Here is a 21,285-nt window from a genome sequence, read left to right as displayed (position 1 = left end):
ATCCCATGGCTATCCAGATGGCGCCGTCGATCCTGTCGGCGGACTTCGCGAACCTTGAACGTGACATCACGACGGTGTCGAACGCGGACTGGCTCCACGTGGACGTGATGGACGCGCACTTCGTGCCCAACCTGACACTTGGCCTTCCGGTGCTCGAGCGTCTCGCGGAGGTGTCCCCGCTCCCTGTCGACGCCCACCTGATGATCGAGGACCCCGACCACTGGGCTCCGCGGTATGCGGAGGCGGGCGCCACCTCGGTGACGTTCCACCTCGAGGCCGCGGCGGACCCCGTGGCGATCGCGCGCGACCTACGTGCCCTGGGGGCCCGCTCGTCGGTGGCGCTGAAGCCGGGCACGCCTGTCGACCAGGTGCTGGACATCCTCACCGAGTTCGACATGGTGCTCATCATGACCGTGGAGCCTGGCTTCGGTGGCCAGGCGTTCATGCCTGAGACGATGCCGAAGGTCACGGCGCTGCGCGAGGCCGCGACCGCCTCAGGCCAGGCGCTGCGGATCGAGGTCGACGGAGGAGTCGCCAGGGACACCGTCGCCACGGTGGTGGAGGCCGGCGCCGACGTGCTGGTCGCCGGTTCCGCCGTCTTCGGGGCCGAGGATCCTGCCGCTGAGGTGGAGGCGCTGCGCGCCCTTGCGGAGGAGGCCTCCCATCGCTGAGCTCCCGCCCGTGCACGTGATGGCCGACGACGGCGCGGCCATGGCGAGAGCCGTCATGCTTGCACAGCGTGGTCCCGTGTGGGGGCCCAACCCTCGCGTCGGCTGCGTCATCGTCGCTGCCGATGGTCGAGTGCTGGCCGAGGGCTGGCATCAGGGCGCGGGCACGCCCCACGCGGAGGCGGATGCCCTGTCCAAGGCTGACGACGCCGGGGTGGACGTGGCGGGCGCTACCGCCTACGTGACGCTGGAGCCGTGCACCCACACGGGCCGCACGGGGCCGTGCGCCGATGCGCTGACCGTGGCGGGCGTCGGCCGGGTCGTCTTCGCGGTGGAGGACCCCAACCCGCAGGCGGCGGGCGGGGGAGAGGTGCTGCGCTCTCGCGGGATCGACGCCGAGTTCGTTCCCGATGCCGCGGCGCGCGAGGTCAACCGGCGTTGGCTGCGCGCGATGGAGCTCGGCAGGCCCTATGTGATCGCGAAGTGGGCGCAGACCCTCGATGGCCGGACGGCCGCCTCGGACGGCTCGAGCTTCTGGATCACGGGCGAGGAGGCACGGGCGCACGCGCATCATGTGCGCGCCGAGGTGGACGCGATCCTCGTGGGCACCGGCACCGTCGGCACCGATGACCCGTCGCTCAGCGCCCGCCCGCCCGGGACGGACGAGCCGCACCAGCCGTTGCGCGTCGTCATGGGAACGTCTGCGACCGACGGCGCGAAGGTGTGGCGGGACGGCAACTCGCTCTCCGCACGGACCCATGACCCGGCCGAGGTGCTCTCGGAGCTGTGGAGGCGGGACGTGCGCACCGTGATCGTCGAGGGCGGGTCCGTGGTGACCACCGCCTTCTTCCAGGCCGGACTCGTGGACGAGGTCAACGCCTACATCGCACCCGCGCTGCTCGGGTCGGGCCCGACCGTGGTCGGGGACCTGGGAATCGGCACCATGACCGACGTGTTGAGGGGGACGGACGTGACCTCGACACGGCTCGGCGCCGATACCCTGGTCACAGCAGTGTTCACGAAAGGACCTTGATGTTCACCGGCATCGTCGAGTCGGTCGGCACCGTCATGGCTGTCACCGACAACGGCGCCCAGTCTCAGATCGCGATCTCCTCTCCGGGATTCGGCGACGACTTCGTGCATGGCGAGTCGATCGCCGTGGACGGAGTCTGCCTCACGGTCGCGAAGCACTCGGGCGACACCTGGATCGCAGACGTCATGCGCGTCACACGCGAGACCACCACCCTTGCTGACGTCGCGATCGGTCAGCGCGTCAACCTCGAGCGCGCCATGCGTCCTGACGGACGCCTGGGCGGCCACATGATGCAGGGCCACGTGGACGGCATCGCCGAGCTGGTCTCGCGCGACTCGCAGCCCGACTGGACCGACCTCACCTTCCGCGTGCCCGCCGAGCTCGAGCGCTACGTGGTCGTCAAGGGCTCGATCGCGCTCAACGGCGTCTCCCTCACGGTGGCAGCGCTCGAGGGCGATCTCGCGACCGTCTCGCTGATCCCCACCACGCTCGCAGAGACCGGCTTCGGCGAGATGGCGGTCGGCGCGAAGGCGAACGTCGAGGTGGACGTGATCGGCAAGTACGTCGAGAAGATGCTGGCGGCACGGTCATGACGGCCGAGATGGTGGCGCTCGTCGAGCGCGCCCTCGAGGACATCCGCGCCGGGAAGCCCGTGCTCGTCGCCGACTCCCATGATCGCGAGGACGAGGCGGACTTCATCATGTCCGCCGAGCGTGCCACGGTCGAGTGGATCGCATGGGGCATCCGGCACTCGTCCGGCTACCTCTGCGCGCCCATGACGGGTGACCGGGCCGACGCGCTCAACCTGCCGCTGATGGTGCCTCAGAGCCAGGACCCTCGCCGCACCGCGTACACGGTGTCGGTCGACGCCGCCGAGGGCGTGACGACGGGCATCTCGGCTGCCGACCGCCACCACACCCTGCAGCTGCTCGCTGACCTCGAGGCCGGCACCGAGTCGTTCATCCGGCCGGGTCACGTGCTGCCGCTCCGTGCGGTCCCGGGTGGCGTGTTGCACCGTCCCGGCCACACCGAGGCGGCCGTGGACCTGTGCCGTCTGGCCGGCGTGTCCCACGTGGGCGTGATCGCCGAGCTCGTGAACGACGACGGCACGATGATGCGGCAGGGCTCCGCCACTGCGCTGGCGGAGAAGGAGGACCTCGTCTTCCTGACCATCGCGGACCTGATCGCGTACCGCCGCCACGTGGATGACCTTCCCGAGCCTGTCGCGCCGCAGCCGCATCGCGTGCTGCGCGAGGGAGAGGCGCGTCTTCCCACCATCCACGGCGAGGTCGAGGTCTACGGATACCGCGACGCCCGCACGGGTGACGAGCACGTCGCGCTGTACGTGCCGCCCAAGGACGGCATCACTCCCATCGTGCGCGTCCATTCTGAGTGCCTCACGGGTGACGCCTTCGGTTCACTCCGTTGCGACTGCGGGCCCCAGCTCGACGCCTCGATCGCGAGGGTGGTCGAGGAGGGCGGCGCCGTCGTCTACCTGACGGGGCACGAGGGCCGCGGCATCGGGATCCTGTCCAAGATCAAGGCCTACGGCCTCCAGGATCGTGGCCTCGACACCGTCGACGCCAACACTGAGCTCGGCCTGCCGGTGGACCGTCGCGAGTACGGCGCGGCCGCCGCGATCCTGCACGACCTGGGTCTCGACGAGGTCCGGCTGCTGACGAACAACCCGGCGAAGGTCGAGGGCCTGAGGGCTTCCGGCATCGCCTGCATCGAGCGCGTACCGCACCACGTGGGCGCGCATCCTGAGAACGAGTTCTACATCCGCACCAAGCGCGAGCGGATGGGCCACCTGCTGGGAGAGGACGCATGAGCGGAGCCGGAGCACCTGAGATCGCCGTCGACGGGAGCGGCCTGACGGTCGAGATCGTCGCCTCGTCGTGGCACACGGAGGTCATGGACGGCCTCGTCGCGGGCGCCGTGCGTGCCGCCGAGGCCGCGGGCGCCGGCTACCGCGTCACCAGGGTGGCCGGGGCCGTCGAGCTCACCGTCGTCGCCGAGGCCCTCGCCCGGCGTGGCGCCGACGCGATCGCATGCCTGGGCGTCGTCATCCAGGGCGAGACCCCGCATTTCGAGTACGTCTGCCAGTCGGTCACGCAGGGCCTGACCGACGTGGCGCGCGAGCATGCCGTGCCGGTCGGTTTCGGCGTCCTCACCGTGGACGCGCTCGATCAGGCGCTCAATCGTGCGGGCCTTCCCGACTCCGACGAGGACAAGGGCGCCGAGTCCGTCCAGGCCGCGCTGCAGACGGCCGTCACGCTCCGCTCCCTGTAGTCCGGCATCCGGTGGCGGCTCGGTCGCTGGTCCCGCTCGCGCCCCGATAGGGTGGTCGCGTGAAGACCTTCGAAGAGCTGTACGCCGAGCTGAGCACCCGAGCTGCCGAGCGCCCTGAGGGCTCCGGCACCGTCGCCCTCCTTGACAAGGGCGTCCATGCCATCGGCAAGAAGCTCGTGGAGGAGGCCGCCGAATCCTGGATGGCCGCCGAGTTCCAGACGGACGAGGAGGCCGCCGAGGAGATCTCTCAGCTGCTCTATCACGCGCAGGTGATGATGATCGCCAAGGGCCTGTCCCTCGAGGACGTCTACCGCTACCTGTAATCGACGGAGGCACAGTGCTTCGCATCGCAGTTCCCAACAAGGGCTCCCTGTCCGAGCCCGCCACGCAGCTCCTCAAGGAGGCCGGCTACAAGCAGCGCCGGGATCCCCGCGAGCTCGTGCTGGTGGACTCCCGCAACGACGTGGAGTTCTTCTTCCTCCGCCCCCGTGACGTGGCCGTGTACGTCGGCTCCGGCACGGTGCAGGCGGGCATCACCGGGCGTGACCTGCTGCTCGACTCGGGTGCGCCGGCCATCGAGCACCTCGAGCTCGGCTTCGGCGGGTCCACGTTCCGCTACGCGGCGGCCGCCGGCGTGGCGTCCTCGGTCGAGGACGTCCAGGGCAAGCGCGTCGCGACCTCGTACCCGCGCCTCGTGAAGCACCACCTGAAGTCCTTCGGTGTGGAGGCCGACGTGGTCCGCCTCGACGGCGCCGTCGAGTCCTCGGTGCGCCTGGGCGTCGCGGATGTCGTGGCCGACGTGGTCTCCACCGGCACCACGCTGCGTGCGGCGGGGCTCGAGATCTTCGGCGACCCGATCCTGAAGTCCGAGGCGATCCTCATCAAGGGGCCGGACACGACGGACGACGAGATCTCCGTGCTCGTGGGCCGCCTCCGGGGCGTCCTCATGGCCCGGCAGTACGTGATGGTGGACTACGACGTTGCGGCGGACAAGCTGGCCGACGCGCTGGCCGTCACCCCTGGTTTCGAGGGGCCCACCGTCTCCCCGCTGCACGGCTCCGACGGCTCCGCCGTGCGGGTCATGGTTCCGCGCGTCGAGATGAACCACATCATGGATCAGCTCTACGCCGTAGGCGCGAGGGCCATCATCACGACCGAGCTGCTGGCGGTGCGCGTCTAGATGGCGGACGCGACGGCGCGGCTCCTCAACCTCATCGTCGCGCTGACCGACACCGGTCGGCGCATGACGCGTGAGACCATCCGTGCCACCGTGGAGGGCTACGACCCCGTGCCGCAGGGCGCTGACGCGGAGGAGCTGTCCCGGTCCGAGGCCGCCTTCGAGAGGATGTTCGAGCGCGACAAGGACGCGCTGCGCAGCCTCGGCATCCCGTTGCGGACCATCCAGGACGCGGTGCACGGCGACGACATCGGCTACCGCATCGACAGCGCCGACGCCGCGCTCCCCGCGCTCGACCTGACGGCCGCGGAGCTCGCCGTGCTCTCGGTCGCGGGCGCCTACTGGGAGGATGCGACGCTCGGAGACGACGCGCGTCAGGCGCTGACCAAGGTGGCGTCCGCCGCGTCGTCCCGCCCCACCGAGGGCGTGCTCGCCGCGGCGCGCACACGCGGGTCCGAGCGTGCAGTCTCCGTGCTGCTCGAGGCACGTGACGAGCGCCGCGCCGTCACCTTCGACTACTCCTCGACCACCTCGGGGCTCCAGCGCCGGACCGTGCAGCCGTGGAGGCTGCTGACGCGGTCAGGGGTGCTGTACGTCCAGGGTCTGGACACTGACAGGGGTGCGCCGCGCACGTTCCGTCTGTCGCGCGTGCAGGGCCGGGTGAGACCGGTCGGGGACGAGGGCGCGTACGAGATCCCACCCGAGCTGCCGGCGGCCTTCTCGCCCGAGCAGGGCGGGACCGCGCTCGTCGCCATCCGCCCCGAGGCGGGTCACGCGCTTCGCGCGAGGGGAGAGGCAGCCGGTTCCGTCGAGGGATGGGACCTGGTCCGCGTCGAGTTCCGACACCCCGACGCCGTGCGCGACGAGGTGCTCGCGCTCGGAGGCGCGGCACGCATCGTCGAGCCCGCGGCGCTTGCGGAGCAGGTGGCCGAGCACGCGCGCCGCGCCCTGGAGGTGGCCGGTGGCTGAGAAGGCTCTTGCACGCGTCACGCGGCTGCTCGGCATCGTGTCGGTGCTCCAGCACCAGGACGAGGCCAGCTTCGAAGAGCTCGGCGAGCGGTTCGGCGTCTCCGCGGAGCAGATCCGTTCCGACGTCATGCTGCTGTTCACGACCGGCAAGCCCGGCGGGATGCCGGACGAGTACGTCGACTTCGATCCGGATGCGCTTGATCGGGGCATCGCGCGCCTGTGGGACGCCCAGGGGCTCACCCAGGTGCGGCTGAGCGCCCGCGAGGCCGTAGCGCTGATCGCGTCGCTCGGCACCCTCGTCGCCTCGGGCGCCGCGCCTGCCGCTGCCGAGCCCGCGCTCGCCAAGCTCAGGGACGCGATCGGCTCCGAGCCGATCGACGTCGTCACCGACGCGCGGGTCGACCCGGCGCGGGTGCAGCCCGTGCGCGACGGTGTGGAGCAGCGTCGCGCGGTGCGGCTCGACTACGTGGATGCGCAGGATCGCCGGTCGGAGCGGGTGATCGAGCCTCATCGGCTCGTCGCGATCGACGGCGTCGGCTACATCGAGTGCTGGTGCAGACGTGCCGGGGACTATCGAACGCTTCGGCTGGACAGGATCGTCGGTGCGGAGCTCACCGATGAGCCCGTGACGACGCCGCCGGCCGAAGGCCTCGGGTTCTCGCTCGAGCCGCGGTTCGACGCCACGGTGACGGTGCATCGGTCCGCGAGATGGGCGCTCGAGGCGATGCCCGGCGCCCAGGTCTCGGACGACGGCGAGGACGTCACCGCGTCGTTCCCCGTGGCCGACGCTGACTTCACCGCGGGTCGCCTGCTCGCGGTCGGTCCCGCGCTTCGTGCCGTCGCGCCTGAGGCGCTCGCCGATGCCGTGGCGCGCCACGCGCGAGCCGTTCTCGACGCGCAGGTCGGAACGCCCTGACCGGGCGGCTACACTGAGTCCGCACAAGACAAGGGAGAGATCATGGGACCTCGAGAGTGGATCATCATCGCGGTGATCGTCCTGATCCTGTTCGGCGCACCGAAGCTCCCGGAGTTCGCTCGCTCGTTGGGCAAGTCGATGCGGATCCTCAAGGAGGAGACCACCTCGATGACCTCGAACGACTCCACTGCTGACTCCGCGAGCAAGGGGAGCGACGCCGGCGACGGCGAGACGCGTGACAAGTAGTCGCGCGCGGCGGAAGGTCAACCCCGACGCGCGCATGCCCTTGCGCGCCCACCTGGTGGAGCTGCGCAAGCGCATCACGCTTGCCGCGATCGGCATCGTCCTCGGCGCGATCGGTGGGTGGTTCCTCTACACCCCTGTGTTCGAGGCGATCCAGGCGCCTATCATGGAGATGGCGGAGCGCGACGACGCGCTCGTGACCGTCAACTTCGCAGGACTCGCGTCCGCGCTCGACATGCAGCTCAGGGTGTCGCTGATCCTGGGCGTCATCATCTCCTCGCCCTGGTGGCTCTATCAGCTGTGGGCCTTCGTCGCCCCAGGCATGCGCAAGATCGAGCGCCGGTACACGATCGGCTTCATGGCAGCCGCGATCCCGCTGTTCTTCGGAGGCATCGCCTTCTCGTGGTGGGTGCTGCCGCGCGCGGTCGCGATCCTCGTCGGCTTCACGCCCGAGGGCGCCGCGAACGTGCTCGATGCGCAGATGTACCTGACCTTCGCGATGCGGCTCGTGCTCGCGTTCGGCATCGCGTTCGTGTTCCCCGTGCTCATGGTGGCGCTGTCGTGGGCGGGCGTGGTCCCCGCGCGTGTGTGGCTGCGAGGCTGGCGCTGGGCGATCGTGATCATCGCGGTGGGGGCCGCCGTCCTCACGCCTACGCCCGACGCGGTCACGATGATGCTGATGTTCGTGCCCATGACCATCCTGTACTTCGCGGCGATCGGAGTCTCGATGATCCGTGATCGGTCGCGGCTCAGGGCCAAGCGTGAGGCGCGCGAGAGCGAGGCGGAACAGGCCGCGTGAGCACGATCGGGGTCCTGACGAACCCGACCTCGGGCTCCGGCAGGGGCGCGCGGTGGGGCGTCGAGGCGCTGGCGGCGCTCGCCGGCCGCGGGCACCGGCTGCACGACCTCTCAGGCGGTTCCTGGGCGGCGTCGTACGAGTCCGCGATGAGGCATCGCGACGAGCTCGATGCGCTTGTGGTCGTCGGCGGCGACGGCATGGTCCACCTGGGCGCCCAGGTGTGCGGGGAGCACCGCCTCCCGCTGGGGATCGTCGCCGCGGGCTCTGGGAACGACGTCGCGGTCTCGGTCGGGCTGCCGGTGCACGACATCGAGGCGTCGGTGGCGCGGATCGACTCGGCGCTGCGGGACGGCGATGCGGTCGAGGTGGACGCTGCCGCCGTGCACGGCCCCGCGATCGAGCACCCTGCGCGTCCTCGCTACTCGCTTGCGATCACCTCTGCGGGCATCGACGCGGCCGTCGCCGCCCGCGCGCGCGTGATGCGACGCCCTCGGGGGCCCGCGAAGTACCGGGTCGCCGTGCTCCAGGAGCTTCCGAGGTTCCGGCCGTACGGCGTGCGCATCGAGGCGGACGGAGTCTCGTGGTCTCAGCAGTGCACGCTCGTCGCCGTGGCGAACGGCCCGATGTTCGGCGGCGGGCTGCCGCTGTCCCCGGACTCCTCGCTGGTGGACGGCACGATGGAGCTGGTGGTCGCCGACGGCCTCACTCCGTGGGAGATCCTCCCGCTGTTCCGCGCGCTCGGAAAGGCCCGTCACCTGGACGATCCGCGAGTCCGCGTGGTGAACGCGCACACCGTGAGGGTCTCGCACGACCCCGACGCAGGCGATCCTCTCCCACCCGCCTTCGCGGACGGCGAGCTCGTCGGTGCGGGCCCGCTGACCGTGACGGCGGTACCGCGCGCGCTGCGCGTCCTGGGTGCCACGCCTCGGTAGCCTGGAGGCATGACGAGCCCGGCGGAGCGCTACGCGGCCTCTCGTAAGAGGAACCGCCACCCAGACCTGATCGAGTTCGAGCAGTCGCTCGCCTTCCCGCTCGACCAGTTCCAGCGCGAGGGGTGTGCTGCGGTGGCCGAGGGAAGGTCGGTCCTCGTCGCCGCGCCCACCGGCGCAGGCAAGACGGTCGTGGGCGAGTACGCGATCCGCCACGCGCATGCGCAGGGGCTCAAGGCCTTCTACACGACGCCCATCAAGGCGCTGTCGAACCAGAAGTTCCACGACCTGCGCGCGGCCTATGGCGAGTCCGCCGTCGGCCTCCTCACGGGCGACACCAGCATCAACCCCGAGGCGGACATCGTCGTCATGACCACCGAGGTGGTCAGGAACATGATCTACTCCGGCTCGCACACTCTCGACCGTCTCGGCGTGGTGGTCCTGGACGAGGTCCACTACCTCGCCGACCGGTTCCGTGGGTCGGTGTGGGAGGAGGTCATCATCCATCTGGATCAGATGACCTCGATCGTCGCGCTGTCCGCAACGGTGTCGAACGCCGAGGAGTTCGGCGCCTGGCTGTCCGAGGTGCGGGGCGATACCCGGGTGATCGTGAGCGAGCACCGCCCCGTGCCGCTGTGGCCCCACGTCCTGATCCGCGAGGGCATGTTCGACCTGTACGCGCCCACGGTCAACGCGCAGGAGCCGGGACCGAATCCGCGCATCAACCCGGAGGTCGAGGCGATCCTGCGCAGGCATGCGCATCATGAGGGTCCGCGGGGGAAGCACGTGGTCGGGGGAAGGCACGGCCGCGCGCGTCGGAGCCCGCCCCGCTTCGCGGTGGTCGACCAGCTGGACCGGCAGGGTCTGCTGCCAGCGATCGTGTTCGTCTTCTCGCGTGCGGGTTGCGAGGACGCGGTGGACCAGGTGCGGGCCTCGGGACTTGCGCTCACCACCGACGAGGAGCGCGAGGAGATCGCTGCGATCATCGAGGAACGGTGCGCTGGCGTGCCCTCGGAGGATCTGGGGGCGCTGGGCTACCTGCACTGGCGCGACCACCTCGAGGCGGGGATCGCGGCGCACCATGCCGGCATGATCCCGCTGTTCAAGGAGGTCGTGGAGGAGCTGTTCCGCAAGGGCCTGATCAAGGTCGTGTACGCGACTGAGACGCTCGCGCTCGGCATCAACATGCCGGCGCGCTCCGTCGTCCTCGAGAAGCTCGTGAAGTGGGATGGGCAGGGGCACAAGGATCTGACGGCGGGGGAGTACACGCAGCTCACCGGCCGCGCCGGGCGGCGGGGCATCGACGTCGAGGGGCATGCGGTCGTGGTCGAGCATCCGGGTCTCGACGTCAGCCAGCTGGGACGCCTCGCGTCACGGCGCACCTACCCCCTCATGAGCTCGTTCCAGCCCACCTACAACATGACGGTCAACCTGGTGCACTCCGTGGGCGCGGAGCGCGCACGCGAGGTGCTGGAGATGTCCTTCGCCCAGTTCCAGGCGGATCAGGGCGTGGTCGGCAAGGCGAGGCGGGCGCAGGAGCTCGAGCGCACGCTTGAGGGGTACCGCGACGCGGTGAGCTGCGACCGCGGCGACTTCATGGAGTACGCACGGCTGCGCCACGATCTGAACAGGCTCCAGAAGGGTCAGTCGAAGGCCGCGAGCCGCAAGCGCCGGGAGGCGACGGCGGAGACGCTCGCGGGCCTGCGGCGAGGCGATGTGGTGAAGGTCGGCGGCGGCCGACGCGCAGGGGTGGCCGCGGTGGTCGTGCCTGATGATCGGGCCGACGCACCGCGCCCGGTCGTGGTGACCGATGAGGGCCGCCAGTTCAGGCTCGCGGTCGCCGAGCTGCACCACGGCATCGACGTGGTGGGCACGGTCAAGATCCCCAAGCGATTCGATCACCGCAACGCCCGGCAGAGGCGTGAGCTCGCGCAGGTGATCGAGGAGGCGAAGCCCACCTTCGACCTTCCCTCGCGCCGCAAGCACGGCGCCGCCCCGCACACTCCGGACGCGGAGATGACGCGCCTGCGGCAGCGCATGCAAGGGCACCCGTGCCACGCCTGCCCGGATCGAGAGGATCATGCCCGCTGGGCGGAGCGGTACTTCCGCACGCTGCGCGACAAGGACAGGGTGGTCGGGGAGATTCAGCGTGCCACCGGCTCGATCGCCCGTGTCTTCGACCGCCGCTGCGACGTCCTGGGCGAGCTCGGGTACCTGGTGCGCGAGGGCGAGGCGTGGACGGTGTCGGAGTCCGGGGAGATGATGCGCACGCTCTATTCGGAGAACGACCTGGTGATCGCGGAGTGCCTCCGCACGGGCGTCTGGAACGACCTGCAGGCGCCCGCGCTGGCCGCGGCCGTCTCCACGCTGATCTACAACGGCCGGCGCGACGACGAGATGCGCCCGCCTCGGATCCCCGGCGGACAGCATGGTGCCCTCGGACGCGCGCTTCAGGAGACGGTGCGCGTGTGGTCCCGGGTGTCGGACCTGCAGGAGGCTCACCGGCTCGGCGAGCTGCCGGCGCCCGAGTGGGGCATCGTCTCGCCGATCCACGGCTGGGCGCAGGGGAGGTCGCTCGACACCGTGCTGTCGGGCTCGGAGATCGCGCCCGGCGACATGGTGCGTTGGACCAAGCAGGTGATCGACGGGCTCGACCAGATCGCGGACGTCGCGCCGACGGAGACGGTCCGCAATCGTGCCCGCACCGCGATCGCTGCGATGCGGCGAGGCGTGGTCGCCTACTGATCCGAGCCGACCTTAGGCTAGATCCTCGTGAGGACGCAGTGGAACATGCTCGTCGCGGTCGTGTCGGGCCTGGTGCTCGCCGCCGCGTTTCCTGATCTGGGCTGGTGGCCGCTTGCCTTCGTGTCGATCGGAGGCCTCTGGTGGGCCCTCCGCGACGTGGGTGCGTGGGGCGGCCTCGGTCTCGGGTGGCTGTATGGGATCGCCTTCTTCGCCCCGCACGTGTGGTGGGCGTACATCGCGACGGACGTGGTCCCTTGGGCGGCCCTGTCGATCGCGGAGGGACTCGCCTGGGGCCTGATGGGCGCCGTGTGGGCGCATGTGCGGCGCAGCGGGCTGATCGGCAACAGCCTCCTTGCGGGACCCGCGCTCTTCGCAGTCCTCTGGACCGGCATGGAGCAGCTCCGGTCCGTGCTTCCCTTCGACGGGTTCCCGTGGGGCCGTGTCGCGTTCTCGATGGCTGACGCTCCCGTCGCCGCGCTCGCGTGGCTCGGCGGGGTGCCGCTGGTCGGCTTCGCCGTCGCCCTCGCGGGCGCGTTCCTGGGGCTCGCGGCGGAGCGGGGCGTGCAGCGTCGTCCCGTGCACGCGGCTGCCGCACCGGCATTGGCGATCGTCGTGGTGTTCGCCGGCGGCCTCATCCCGCTCGACTCCCGTGCCACCGACGGCGAGGTCAACCTCGCGGTCGTCCAGGGCAACGTCCCCGACCGGGGCCTGGACTCGTTCTCCCAGGCACGGGAGGTGCTCCACAACCACGCGGCGCAATCCACGCTCGCGATCGAGGAGGCGGCGGAGCAGGGCTTCGACATCGATCTCGTGATCTGGCCGGAGAACGCGGCCGACATCGACCCGCGCGGCGACCAGGAGGCGTACGACCTGGTGACGAACGCGGCTCAGGAGGCGCAGGCGCCTCTCCTGCTCGGCACCGTCGACTACACGCCGGTGGACGGTCGCTACAACACGTCGCTGCTGTGGTCGCCCGAGGGAGCGGTGCTCGACACGTACACCAAGCAGCGACCCGTGCCGTTCGCCGAGTTCATCCCCATGCGCGACTTCGCGCGCATGTTCTCCGAGGATGTCGACAGGGTGAGCGTCGACATGCTCGCGGGCGAGGATCCCGCCGTGATGGACGCCTACCTTGAGTCGCAGGGTCGGGTGGTGACTCTGGGCACGGTGATCTGCTTCGAGGTCGCGGTCGACGACGTGGTGCGCGAGTCGATCGCGCTCGGCGGTGAGCTGCTGATCGTGCAGACGAACAACGCCACGTTCGGCCATACGGCCGAGAGCACCCAGCAGCTCCAGATGACGAGGATCAAGGCGATCGAGACCGGGCGCTACGCGATCCAGGACTCCACGGTCGGCGTCTCCGCCATCGTCACGCCCACCGGGCGCGTGGTGCAGGAGACGGGACTGTTCACCGCCGAGCACATGCTCGCCACCGTCGGCCTGCGAACGGACATCACGCCCGCCGTCAGGCTCGGCGGGTGGATAGCATGGGGATTCCTGGCGGGTGCAGGCGTGCTCGCCGTGAGCGCGATGGGGCGCAGGCTGAGGGAGAGGTACGAATGGTGAGCACCCTGGTGATCATCCCCACCTACAACGAGCTCGAGTCGCTCCCGGTGCAGATCGCAGGCGTGCGCGAGCACGCGCCGGACGTGGACATCCTCGTGGTGGACGACTCGTCGCCGGACGGCACGGGGGAGTGGGCCGACCAGAAGGCGGAGTCCGACGCGCAGGTGCACGTGCTTCACCGACCGGGTAAGCAGGGTCTCGGGGTCGCGTATCGCGCCGGATTCGCGTGGGGACTCGAGCGCGGCTACGAGACGCTCGTGGAGATGGACGCCGACGGCTCGCATCAGGCGCATGAGCTCCCTTCGCTGCTCGCGCGTACCGACGACGCCGACCTGGTCATCGGGTCGCGTTGGGTGCCGGGAGGGTCGGTGAAGAACTGGCCGCGCCACCGCAAGCTGCTCTCCACCGGGGCGAACACGTATGTGAGGCTCGCGCTGGGCATCAAGGTGCGCGACGCCACGGCGGGTTTCCGTGCGTACAGCGCGGACATGCTTCGACGGCTCGACCTCGACTCGGTCGAGTCGCAGGGCTACTGCTTCCAGATCGACATGTGCTGGCATGTCCTGCAGGCCGGCGGGACCGTGGTCGAGGTGCCGATCGAGTTCGTGGAGCGGGCGCAGGGTGCCTCCAAGATGAGCGGGGCGATCATCCGTGAGGCGCTCATGAAGACGACTGCGTGGGGATTCACGCGCAGGTTCCGTCAGGTGACCGGTGCAGAGCGGCGGGAGCGCGACACCGCCGCGTAGGCGCGGTTGCCTGGGGCCGAGCCATCCCCGCGGTGAGGGGTCCGGACATGGAACGAGCGGCGCCGCCGTGGAAGGCGGACGCCGCTCGAACGTCTCGGTGGCGCCGTGTCAGCTGGCGCGCATGCTGCGGAGGTACTCGAGCCGCTCCTCGAGGAGCTCCTCGAGCTCCGGGATCGTCCGACGCTCCAGGAGCATGTCCCAGTGCGTGCGGGCGGCCTTCTCCTCCTTGGCCTCCGGCTGGTCGCCGTCGCGCAGCAGCGCCAGGGCGCCGCAGTGGCATTCCCAGGACAGCGGCACGTCGGCCTCGACGGAGAACGGGAAGGTCAGGATGTGCCCGTTGGGGCAGTCGTAGTGGACGTCGCGGCGTGCCGCGAGATCGGCGTTCTCGATCGACTCGAGCGACTGGGTTCCCAGTCGCATTCCGCGTAGTGCTCGATCAGCCATGTCAGCCTCCCTCTCCAGCAGGCGGGGTGTTGCCTGCTCCTCCCGTGAACGTCCGCCTCAGGGGCTTTGTTCCAGAGCGACCCTCGGTGACGGGCACACCTCCATCGTGGCAGAGTCGCGGCGGCTCGGCGCGGTGGAGAGGGCGACGGATGCCAGGACCGTCGCGGCTCCCGCGAGCTGCACGACGGTGAGGCTCTCGCCGAGAACGGCCCACCCGAGAAGGACGGCCGTCAGAGGCGTGAGGAAGACGAGCACGCTGACCTGCGTGGTCGGCAGCGCCTGGATGCCGCGGAACCAGAGGAGGTGCGCGACGAGCGTTCCCGGGATCGCCAGCCAGAGGTATCCGAGAGTCGCGGGGGCCGTGAGCTCTGGCGGTGGGCCTTCGATGAGCAGCGCGGCCGGAACGAGCAGCGCGCCACCCCAGACGAGCTGCCACGCGGTGAACGGGACGAGCCCGGTGGGGCGTCCCCAGCGCTTGACCAGCACCACGCCGACAGCGCTGGACGCTCCCGCCCCGACCGCGGCGAGGGCGCCGATCGGGTCCAGTGCGACGTCGGGTCCCAGCACCAGCATCCCGACGCCCGCCAGTCCGACGAGGGCTGCCGTCGCCCGCCGGCGGGTCCACGCCTCGTGGAGGACGACGGCGGCAAGGACGGCGACGACCAGAGGATGCGTGGCGCTGAGCGTTGAGGCGACTCCACCAGGCAACCTGTAGGCGGAGAGGAAGAGCAGCGAGAAGAAGAACGCGATGTTCGCGGCTCCGAGCACTGCTGACCGCCACCACCACCGGCCTCGTGGCAGCGCGGGGGAGAGGAGGAGCATCAGGAGCCCGGCGGGCAGCGCGCGCAGCACCGCAGCCGTCAGCGGTCGATCGGGTGGCAGGAGCGTCGCGGTGGCGAGGTAGGTGGTGCCCCAGAGGAGCGGCGCTCCGGCGGTGGCGGCGAGCATGCGCGTCGGGGACACGAGGACCTCCATTTATCTTGATGTCAAGATAAGCAGGGTGATATCTTGATGTCAAGACAATTGCGGATGGCACAGGAGGACTCATGGACGCCGTGGAGCACTTCGTTGAGCAGTGGCGCGCGGAGGCACCCGAGATCGACGTGACGCCCATGGCGACCATCGGCCGCCTCAGTCGGCTCGCGCAGCTCGTCCAGGCGCGCATCGACAGCGTCTTCGAGGAGCTCGGCCTGCAGTCCTGGGAGTTCGACGTGCTCGCGTCGCTGACGCGTCAGGGCGCACCGTACGCGTTGACGGCGGGCGATCTGGAGCGTCAGATGATGATCTCGTCAGGAACCACGACGCATCGCATCGGGAGGCTCGAGCAGCGCGGCTACGTGACGCGCACGCGTGACGAGGACGACGGTCGCGTCGTCTGGGTCACGCTCACGGACGCAGGACGCGCCGCATGCCTCGAGGCGTATCCCGTGCACCTGGAGAATGAGCGCCGGATCCTCGAGCTGCTGAGCGACGATGACCGGGAGATGCTCACCACGGGACTGAGGGCGCTTGGAGTGGCGCTTCGTGACGAACCGCCGACTCCACGCACACCTGCACAGCGCCGATAATGCACATTATGTCAATTCAACGCAACGTAGGCGGCAACGCCGACACGCGTGGCCAGGAGCGCCCCTCCCCGGTGGATGTGCGGCGCGTCCCGAAGGCGAGTGCGTCCTAGAACATCCCGTCGGACGACGTCGAGCTGATCGCGAAGCCGATGAACGCGATGTAGGCGATGACGAACAGCACGGTCAGAGCGATCCCGATGTAGCCGAGGATCACGCCGGCGAGCGCGAGGCCACGGTTGTTCGCCTCGCCCTTCTTGACTGCCGAGAGTCCGAGGTGTCCGAAGACCACCGCAGGGATCGAGGCGAGGATGCCTGCGACGAGAGCGGCGAGGCTCAGCGCGAGGGCCGTGATCCCCATCCAGTTCTTCTCGGTGGGGTTCTGGCCGACGTATCCGAGCGCGGGCGTCACATATCCGCCCTGTCCGTAGGCGTACGGCGCCTGAGGAACGGGCTGCTGAGCGTAGGGCTGCGCCGGCATCTGCTGCGCGGCACCCGGCTGCGGCGGCGCGGCGAACGGGTCCTGAGAGGTCGGCTCGGTCATGGTGTTCCCCCTGGTGTCTGTACGAACTACGTCCGCAGACTACCGCGTGCGAGGCCAGCCTCTCCCCCGCCGCTCCGAGTCGATCAGGGCTCTTGAAGGTCGATCAGGGAGCGGGTGTGGCCGTCCATCAGCTCGCGGTTCTGGAGCGGCGCGCTGAGGGTGATGACCTCCTCGGCGGTGCGCGAGGTGCACGAGAGCAGGCCCATCCACTCGGTCCTGGCCGTGAGGGTCACGCGGCTGGAGGTCTCCTCCACCACGACGTCGTGGTCGCGCGTGCAGTCGTTGAAGACGACGGTGATCTGCTGCTCATAGTCGTGGCCCTCGACCGCCTCGATCTCGACTGCCGTGAGCGCGTTGAGCCGAGGCACGTAGTAGATCGCCGCTCCGATCAGTGCGACCAGGAGGATCCGCCAGATCCACTTGCCCATCCAGCGCCCCCTCAGATCGTCTGCTCACTACCGCTGTGCGAGATGTTATGGCAGACAATACGCCCGATTCGGACGAACACGCGAGAGTCTGGCATGCGGAATTCACCACATGGGTGTGGCCCCTCAGGCGAAGGCGAGCTCCTCGAGCTTCTGGACGATCGTCGAGGTCCAGTCCCTGACGCCTTCGAAGTCACGGAAGTCGCCGCGCGGCGGGTTCAGCGCGGTGATGAGCGCCTTCTCACCCACGTTCAACCTGTCGTAGTCGAGGGCGCCCGGGAAGCGTGCGTGCTCGTGAGCGCCCACCAGTCCGGCGAAGCCGTCTGACTCGTCGAGGGGCTGTCCGGGCTTGACGACGGTCTCCATGCCGACGGAGAAGAGCCACACGTCCTTGTCCTTGAGCTCCTCCACGTTCTGGCGCAGGAGCGACGAGGCGTCCCGACGCCAGAGTCCGCCGTACACGGCGGAGCCGAGGATGACGGCGTCGTAGAAGTGGAGCCCCTGAACATCGCAGGCATCCGCGACGTCGACGTCGAATCCACGCTCGGCGATCTGCTCCGCGATCGCCTGGGCGATCTCGCGCGTGGCACCGTACTTGGAACCTACTGCGACCAGGATCTTCATGGCTCCTCCTTCTTCCGGGGTCTGGCTCCATCGTGCACCGAAGTGCCGGTACCTGCGCGGGACGAGGGTCCCGGAGGTTGGAGGACCAGTCCCCTACTCCCCTGCCTCGTCCTCGACCTGCGCGGGCGCCCCTTCTGACGAGGGCTCGATGACCACGACGAGATCGCCTCCGGACATCGCCTCCGTGCCGGAGACCGCGAGCCGGGTGACCGTGCCTGCGACGGGCGTCGTGATGGACGACTCCATCTTCATCGCCTCGATCACGGCGACCGTCTGGCCGGCGGCGACCTTGTCCCCTGCGGCCACGGAGGCCGTGACGGAGCCCGTGAAGGGTGCAGGGATGTGACCCGGGTTGTTCTTGTCGGCACGCTCGCGCGACACGATGTCCACCTTCACCGAGAGATCGCGGATCTGGATGGGCCGCATGGTGCCGTTGTAGGCGAAGATCGCGGTCCGCTCGCCGTGCTCGTCCGGCTCGCCGAGCGCCTCGAGAGCGACGATCATGCGGACACCAGGAGCGATGTCGACGTTCGCCTCCTCGCCGGAGCCCACGGTGAGTCCGTAGAGGTAGTGGTACGTGTCGATGACGGAGATGTCGCCGTACTTGTCGATCGCCTCGTCGAACTCCTTGGCCGGTCCGGGGAACAGCAGGTGGTTCAGACGACGCTGACGGTCGGCTCCTGAGTACCGCAGCAGTGCGCGGTCCTCCTCGGTGAGCTCCGCGGTCGGCTTCTTGTCCGCACGGCCCTCGAGCGCCTTGGTGCGGAACGGCTCCGGCCAGCCGCCAGGCGGGTCGCCCAGCTCGCCGCGCAGGAATCCGATGACGGAGTCCGGCACGTCGTACTTGTCGGGGTTCTCCGCGAAGTCCTTGGGGTCGGCGTCGTTCGCGACGAGGTGGAGCGCGAGATCGCCCACCACCTTCGACGACGGCGTCACCTTCACCAGGTGGCCCAGGATGCGGTCCGCGGCGGCGTACATGTCCTCGATCGCCTCGAAGCGGTCAGCGAGTCCGAGCGAGATGGCCTGCTGACGCAGGTTCGACAGCTGACCACCGGGGATCTCGTGGCGGTACACGCGGCCCGTCGGCCCCGGCAGGCCCGACTCGAACGGCGCGTACAGGCGGCGCACCGACTCCCAGTAGGGCTCGAGATCCTGGGCTGCGGACAGCGACAGGCCCGTGTCACGGGTGGTGTGCTCGAGCGCTGCGACGAGGGCCGACATCGGCGGCTGCGAGGTGGTCCCCGCCATCGCCGCGTTCGCCACATCCACCGCGTCCACGCCGGCCTCGGCCGCTGCGAGGAGCGTGCCGAGCTGGCCGCCCGCGGTGTCGTGGGTGTGCAGGTGCACAGGAAGGTCGAACCGCTCGCGCAGCGCCGACACGAGCATGTAGGCCGCTGCGGGGCGCAGCAGCCCGGCCATGTCCTTGATGGCGAGGATGTGCGCGCCTGCCTCGACTAGCTCGTCCGCGAGCTTCAGGTAGTAGTCGAGCGTGTAGAGCTTCTCGTCCGGGTCGATCATGTTGGACGTGTAGCAGAGGGTCGCCTCGGCGACGGCCTGACCGGTGCCCCGCACAGCCTCGATGGCGGGACGCATCTGGTCGACGTCGTTGAGGGCGTCGAAGATGCGGAAGATGTCGATGCCGGTCTCGGTCGCCTCCTCCACGAAGGCGTGCGCCACCTCGTCCGGGTACGGCGTGTACCCGACGGTGTTGCGACCACGCAGGAGCATCTGCAGGGCGATGTTCGGCATGGCCTCGCGCAGACGCGCCAGCCGCAGCCACGGGTCCTCCGAGAGGAACCGCATGGAGACGTCGTACGTCGCTCCGCCCCAGCACTCGACCGAGAACAGGTTCGGGGTCATGCGCGCGGTGTGACCGGCCGCAGCCAGAAGGTCGAACGTGCGCACGCGCGTCGCGAGCAGCGACTGGTGCGCGTCACGCATCGTGGTCTCGGTGACGGCGAGCGCGGTCTGGTCGCGGAGGTGCTTCGCGAAGCCCTCCGGGCCCTTCTCGAGCAGCAGCTGACGCGTGCCGGCCGGCGGCTCGACGTCGAGGTCGATCGCGGGCAGCTTGTCGGCCGGACGCAGGACCTTCTCGCCGTGCTCACCGTTGGGCTTGTTCACGGAGACGTGGCCGAGGAACTGCAGCACCTTCGTCGAGCGCGCCTTGTCCTCACCCACGTCGAGCAGGTACGGGCGCTGGTCGATGAAGGCGGTGGTCACGCCGCCCTTGCGGAAGTCCGGGTCGTCCAGGACCGCGCGCAGGAAGCGGATGTTGTTGGTGACTCCACGGATGCGGAACTCGGCGAGCGCGCGCGAGGCGCGACGTGCCGCGGTGTCGAAGTCGTGCCCGCGGCAGATGAGCTTCACCAGCATCGAGTCGAAGTGACCGAGGATCCGGTTGCCGGCCATACCGGTCGCGCCGTCAAGACGGACGCCGGCGCCGCCCGGCGAGCGGTACGCGATGATGCGACCCGTGTCGGGGAGGAAGCCGTTGGTGGGGTCCTCGGTGGTGATGCGGGTCTGGATCGCGTAGCCGCGGACCTCGATGTTGTCCTGGCGGATGCCGATCTGCTCGAGCGTCTCGCCCGACGCGATGCGCATCTGAGCGCTCACGAGGTCCACGTCGGTGACCTCCTCGGTCACCGTGTGCTCGACCTGGATGCGGGGGTTCATCTCGATGAACACGTGCTCACCGGCACGCTCACCCTCGGTGGCGACGAGGAACTCGACGGTTCCGGCGTTCACGTAGCCCAGGGACTTGGCGAACTTCACGGCGTCCGCGCACAGGGCGTCGCGGATCGCAGGGTCCAGGTTGGGCGCAGGAGCGATCTCCACGACCTTCTGGTGGCGGCGCTGGACCGAGCAGTCGCGCTCGAACAGGTGGACGACGTTGCCCTCGCCGTCGGCGAGGATCTGCACCTCGATGTGACGCGGGCCGAGCACGGCCTGCTCGAGGAAGACGGTGGGGTCGCCGAACGCGTTCTGCGCCTCACGCATCGCGGAGGCGAGGGCCTCGGGCAGCTGGTCGCGCGTCTCGACGCGCCGCATGCCGCGGCCGCCACCGCCGGCGACGGCCTTGACGAAGATCGGGAAGCCGATCTTGTCGGCCTCCTCCACGAGCCATTCGGTGTCCTTCGAGGGCTCCGAGGAACGGAGGACAGGCACGCCTGCCTCGCGCGCAGCCTTGAGGGCCGCGACCTTGTCGCCGGCCTTCTCCAGCACCTCGGGCGGCGGGCCGATGAAGGTGAGACCGGCCTCGCGCACCCGGCGGGCGAACTCGACGTTCTCCGAAAGGAAGCCGTAGCCCGGGTAGATCGCGTCGGAGCCCGAGTGCTTCGCGACCCGCAGGATCTCGTCGATGTCCAGGTAGGCCTTCACAGGCTCTCCCGGTGTGCCGATCTGGTACGCCTCGTCGGCCTTCAGGCGGTGTTCCGACATCCGATCCTCGTGCGGGAACACTGCGACGAAGCTGGAGCCGAGCTCATAGGCGGCGCGGAAGGCGCGCACGGCGATCTCGGCTCGATTGGCGACAAGCACCTTGGAGAACATTGACTTCCCTTCGACGATGTCTTTATCTTGCCAGGTTTGCAGAGTAGGTGA

22 protein-coding genes are annotated in these 21,285 nt (G+C 69.7%); 16 read left to right on the top strand and 6 right to left on the bottom strand.

The window, feature by feature from the left end:
- The first annotated feature begins 5 nt into the window (after nucleotides 1–5).
- Genes rpe through QQX04_RS09945 form a run of 15 tightly spaced genes read left to right on the top strand, consistent with a single transcriptional unit; the run spans nucleotide 6 to nucleotide 14,083 of the window.
- Nucleotides 6–671: a ribulose-phosphate 3-epimerase gene (gene rpe / locus QQX04_RS10015; RefSeq protein ID WP_301128742.1), complete on the top strand. Its 666-nt coding sequence runs from the start codon at nucleotides 6–8 to the stop codon at nucleotides 669–671.
- Between the two features lie 19 nt (nucleotides 672–690).
- Nucleotides 691–1,701: a bifunctional diaminohydroxyphosphoribosylaminopyrimidine deaminase/5-amino-6-(5-phosphoribosylamino)uracil reductase RibD gene (ribD, locus tag QQX04_RS10010; RefSeq protein ID WP_301128740.1), complete on the top strand. Its 1,011-nt coding sequence runs from the start codon at nucleotides 691–693 to the stop codon at nucleotides 1,699–1,701.
- Nucleotides 1,701–2,294, top strand: a complete 594-nt coding sequence (locus tag QQX04_RS10005) for a riboflavin synthase (protein WP_301128738.1) — start codon at nucleotides 1,701–1,703, stop codon at nucleotides 2,292–2,294. The genes ribD and QQX04_RS10005 overlap by 1 nt, the downstream gene beginning before the upstream one ends.
- On the top strand, nucleotides 2,291–3,532 hold the full coding sequence (gene ribB / locus QQX04_RS10000; protein ID WP_301128736.1) for a 3,4-dihydroxy-2-butanone-4-phosphate synthase: 1,242 nt from the start codon (nucleotides 2,291–2,293) through the stop codon (nucleotides 3,530–3,532). The genes QQX04_RS10005 and ribB overlap by 4 nt, the downstream gene beginning before the upstream one ends.
- Nucleotides 3,529–3,993, top strand: a complete 465-nt coding sequence (gene ribH, locus QQX04_RS09995) for a 6,7-dimethyl-8-ribityllumazine synthase (RefSeq protein ID WP_301128734.1) — start codon at nucleotides 3,529–3,531, stop codon at nucleotides 3,991–3,993. Before ribB ends, ribH begins: the two co-directional genes overlap by 4 nt.
- Before the next feature lie 59 nt (nucleotides 3,994–4,052).
- Nucleotides 4,053–4,316 (top strand): phosphoribosyl-ATP diphosphatase, encoded by a 264-nt coding sequence (locus QQX04_RS09990; protein WP_301128732.1) that lies wholly within the window; start codon nucleotides 4,053–4,055, stop codon nucleotides 4,314–4,316.
- 14 nt (nucleotides 4,317–4,330) lie between these two features.
- The gene (gene hisG / locus QQX04_RS09985; RefSeq protein ID WP_301128730.1) at nucleotides 4,331–5,173 is read left to right on the top strand and encodes an ATP phosphoribosyltransferase; all 843 of its coding nucleotides are present in this window, start codon (nucleotides 4,331–4,333) and stop codon (nucleotides 5,171–5,173) included.
- A complete protein-coding gene (locus QQX04_RS09980) occupies nucleotides 5,174–6,139 on the top strand; it encodes a helix-turn-helix transcriptional regulator (RefSeq protein WP_301128728.1) in 966 nt (321 codons plus the stop codon).
- Nucleotides 6,132–7,055 (top strand): helix-turn-helix transcriptional regulator, encoded by a 924-nt coding sequence (locus QQX04_RS09975; protein WP_301128726.1) that lies wholly within the window; start codon nucleotides 6,132–6,134, stop codon nucleotides 7,053–7,055. Before QQX04_RS09980 ends, QQX04_RS09975 begins: the two co-directional genes overlap by 8 nt.
- A 42-nt stretch (nucleotides 7,056–7,097) precedes the next feature.
- Nucleotides 7,098–7,301 (top strand): Sec-independent protein translocase subunit TatA, encoded by a 204-nt coding sequence (gene tatA, locus QQX04_RS09970; protein WP_301128724.1) that lies wholly within the window; start codon nucleotides 7,098–7,100, stop codon nucleotides 7,299–7,301.
- Nucleotides 7,291–8,097: a twin-arginine translocase subunit TatC gene (tatC, locus tag QQX04_RS09965; RefSeq protein WP_301128723.1), complete on the top strand. Its 807-nt coding sequence runs from the start codon at nucleotides 7,291–7,293 to the stop codon at nucleotides 8,095–8,097. Before tatA ends, tatC begins: the two co-directional genes overlap by 11 nt.
- Nucleotides 8,094–9,029 (top strand): diacylglycerol/lipid kinase family protein, encoded by a 936-nt coding sequence (locus tag QQX04_RS09960; protein WP_301128721.1) that lies wholly within the window; start codon nucleotides 8,094–8,096, stop codon nucleotides 9,027–9,029. Before tatC ends, QQX04_RS09960 begins: the two co-directional genes overlap by 4 nt.
- Nucleotides 9,030–9,038: 9 nt before the next feature.
- The gene (locus QQX04_RS09955) at nucleotides 9,039–11,771 is read left to right on the top strand and encodes a DEAD/DEAH box helicase (protein ID WP_301128719.1); all 2,733 of its coding nucleotides are present in this window, start codon (nucleotides 9,039–9,041) and stop codon (nucleotides 11,769–11,771) included.
- A gap of 27 nt (nucleotides 11,772–11,798) precedes the next feature.
- Entirely contained in the window at nucleotides 11,799–13,337 is a 1,539-nt protein-coding gene (gene lnt, locus QQX04_RS09950; RefSeq protein WP_301128717.1) for an apolipoprotein N-acyltransferase, read from the top strand.
- Complete coding sequence (locus QQX04_RS09945; RefSeq protein WP_301128715.1) at nucleotides 13,331–14,083, top strand: polyprenol monophosphomannose synthase; 753 nt, start codon at nucleotides 13,331–13,333, stop codon at nucleotides 14,081–14,083. Before lnt ends, QQX04_RS09945 begins: the two co-directional genes overlap by 7 nt.
- 108 nt (nucleotides 14,084–14,191) lie before the next feature.
- Here the strand turns inward: QQX04_RS09945 and QQX04_RS09940 are convergent, their stop codons facing one another.
- Both QQX04_RS09940 and QQX04_RS09935 read right to left on the bottom strand, forming a co-directional pair.
- Nucleotides 14,192–14,527, bottom strand: coding sequence for an RNA polymerase-binding protein RbpA (locus tag QQX04_RS09940; RefSeq protein ID WP_301128713.1), 336 nt, complete (start codon nucleotides 14,525–14,527; stop codon nucleotides 14,192–14,194).
- Between the two features lie 57 nt (nucleotides 14,528–14,584).
- The gene (locus tag QQX04_RS09935; protein WP_301128711.1) at nucleotides 14,585–15,490 is read right to left on the bottom strand and encodes an EamA family transporter; all 906 of its coding nucleotides are present in this window, start codon (nucleotides 15,488–15,490) and stop codon (nucleotides 14,585–14,587) included.
- A gap of 83 nt (nucleotides 15,491–15,573) precedes the next feature.
- Here QQX04_RS09935 and QQX04_RS09930 point away from each other — a divergent pair, with 83 nt between their 5' ends.
- On the top strand, nucleotides 15,574–16,095 hold the full coding sequence (locus tag QQX04_RS09930; protein WP_301128709.1) for a MarR family winged helix-turn-helix transcriptional regulator: 522 nt from the start codon (nucleotides 15,574–15,576) through the stop codon (nucleotides 16,093–16,095).
- Between the two features lie 106 nt (nucleotides 16,096–16,201).
- Here QQX04_RS09930 and QQX04_RS09925 read toward each other — a convergent pair whose 3' ends face one another.
- The 4 genes from QQX04_RS09925 to QQX04_RS09910 form a co-directional block, all read right to left on the bottom strand.
- The gene (locus tag QQX04_RS09925; protein WP_301128707.1) at nucleotides 16,202–16,636 is read right to left on the bottom strand and encodes a DUF4190 domain-containing protein; all 435 of its coding nucleotides are present in this window, start codon (nucleotides 16,634–16,636) and stop codon (nucleotides 16,202–16,204) included.
- A gap of 83 nt (nucleotides 16,637–16,719) precedes the next feature.
- Nucleotides 16,720–17,064: a hypothetical protein gene (locus QQX04_RS09920; RefSeq protein ID WP_301128705.1), complete on the bottom strand. Its 345-nt coding sequence runs from the start codon at nucleotides 17,062–17,064 to the stop codon at nucleotides 16,720–16,722.
- A 123-nt stretch (nucleotides 17,065–17,187) separates the two neighbouring features.
- Nucleotides 17,188–17,685 carry a flavodoxin domain-containing protein gene (locus tag QQX04_RS09915; protein ID WP_301128703.1) on the bottom strand — a complete coding sequence of 166 codons (498 nt, stop codon included), beginning with the start codon at nucleotides 17,683–17,685 and terminating at the stop codon, nucleotides 17,188–17,190.
- Nucleotides 17,686–17,778: 93 nt separating this feature from the next.
- Complete coding sequence (locus QQX04_RS09910) at nucleotides 17,779–21,234, bottom strand: pyruvate carboxylase (RefSeq protein WP_301128702.1); 3,456 nt, start codon at nucleotides 21,232–21,234, stop codon at nucleotides 17,779–17,781.
- Between the last annotated feature and the right edge of the window lie 51 nt (nucleotides 21,235–21,285).

It is taken from the genome of Demequina zhanjiangensis, from assembly GCF_030418315.1.
Classification (GTDB): domain Bacteria; phylum Actinomycetota; class Actinomycetes; order Actinomycetales; family Demequinaceae; genus Demequina; species Demequina zhanjiangensis.
This window is presented reverse-complemented; position numbering and strand designations above follow the sequence as displayed.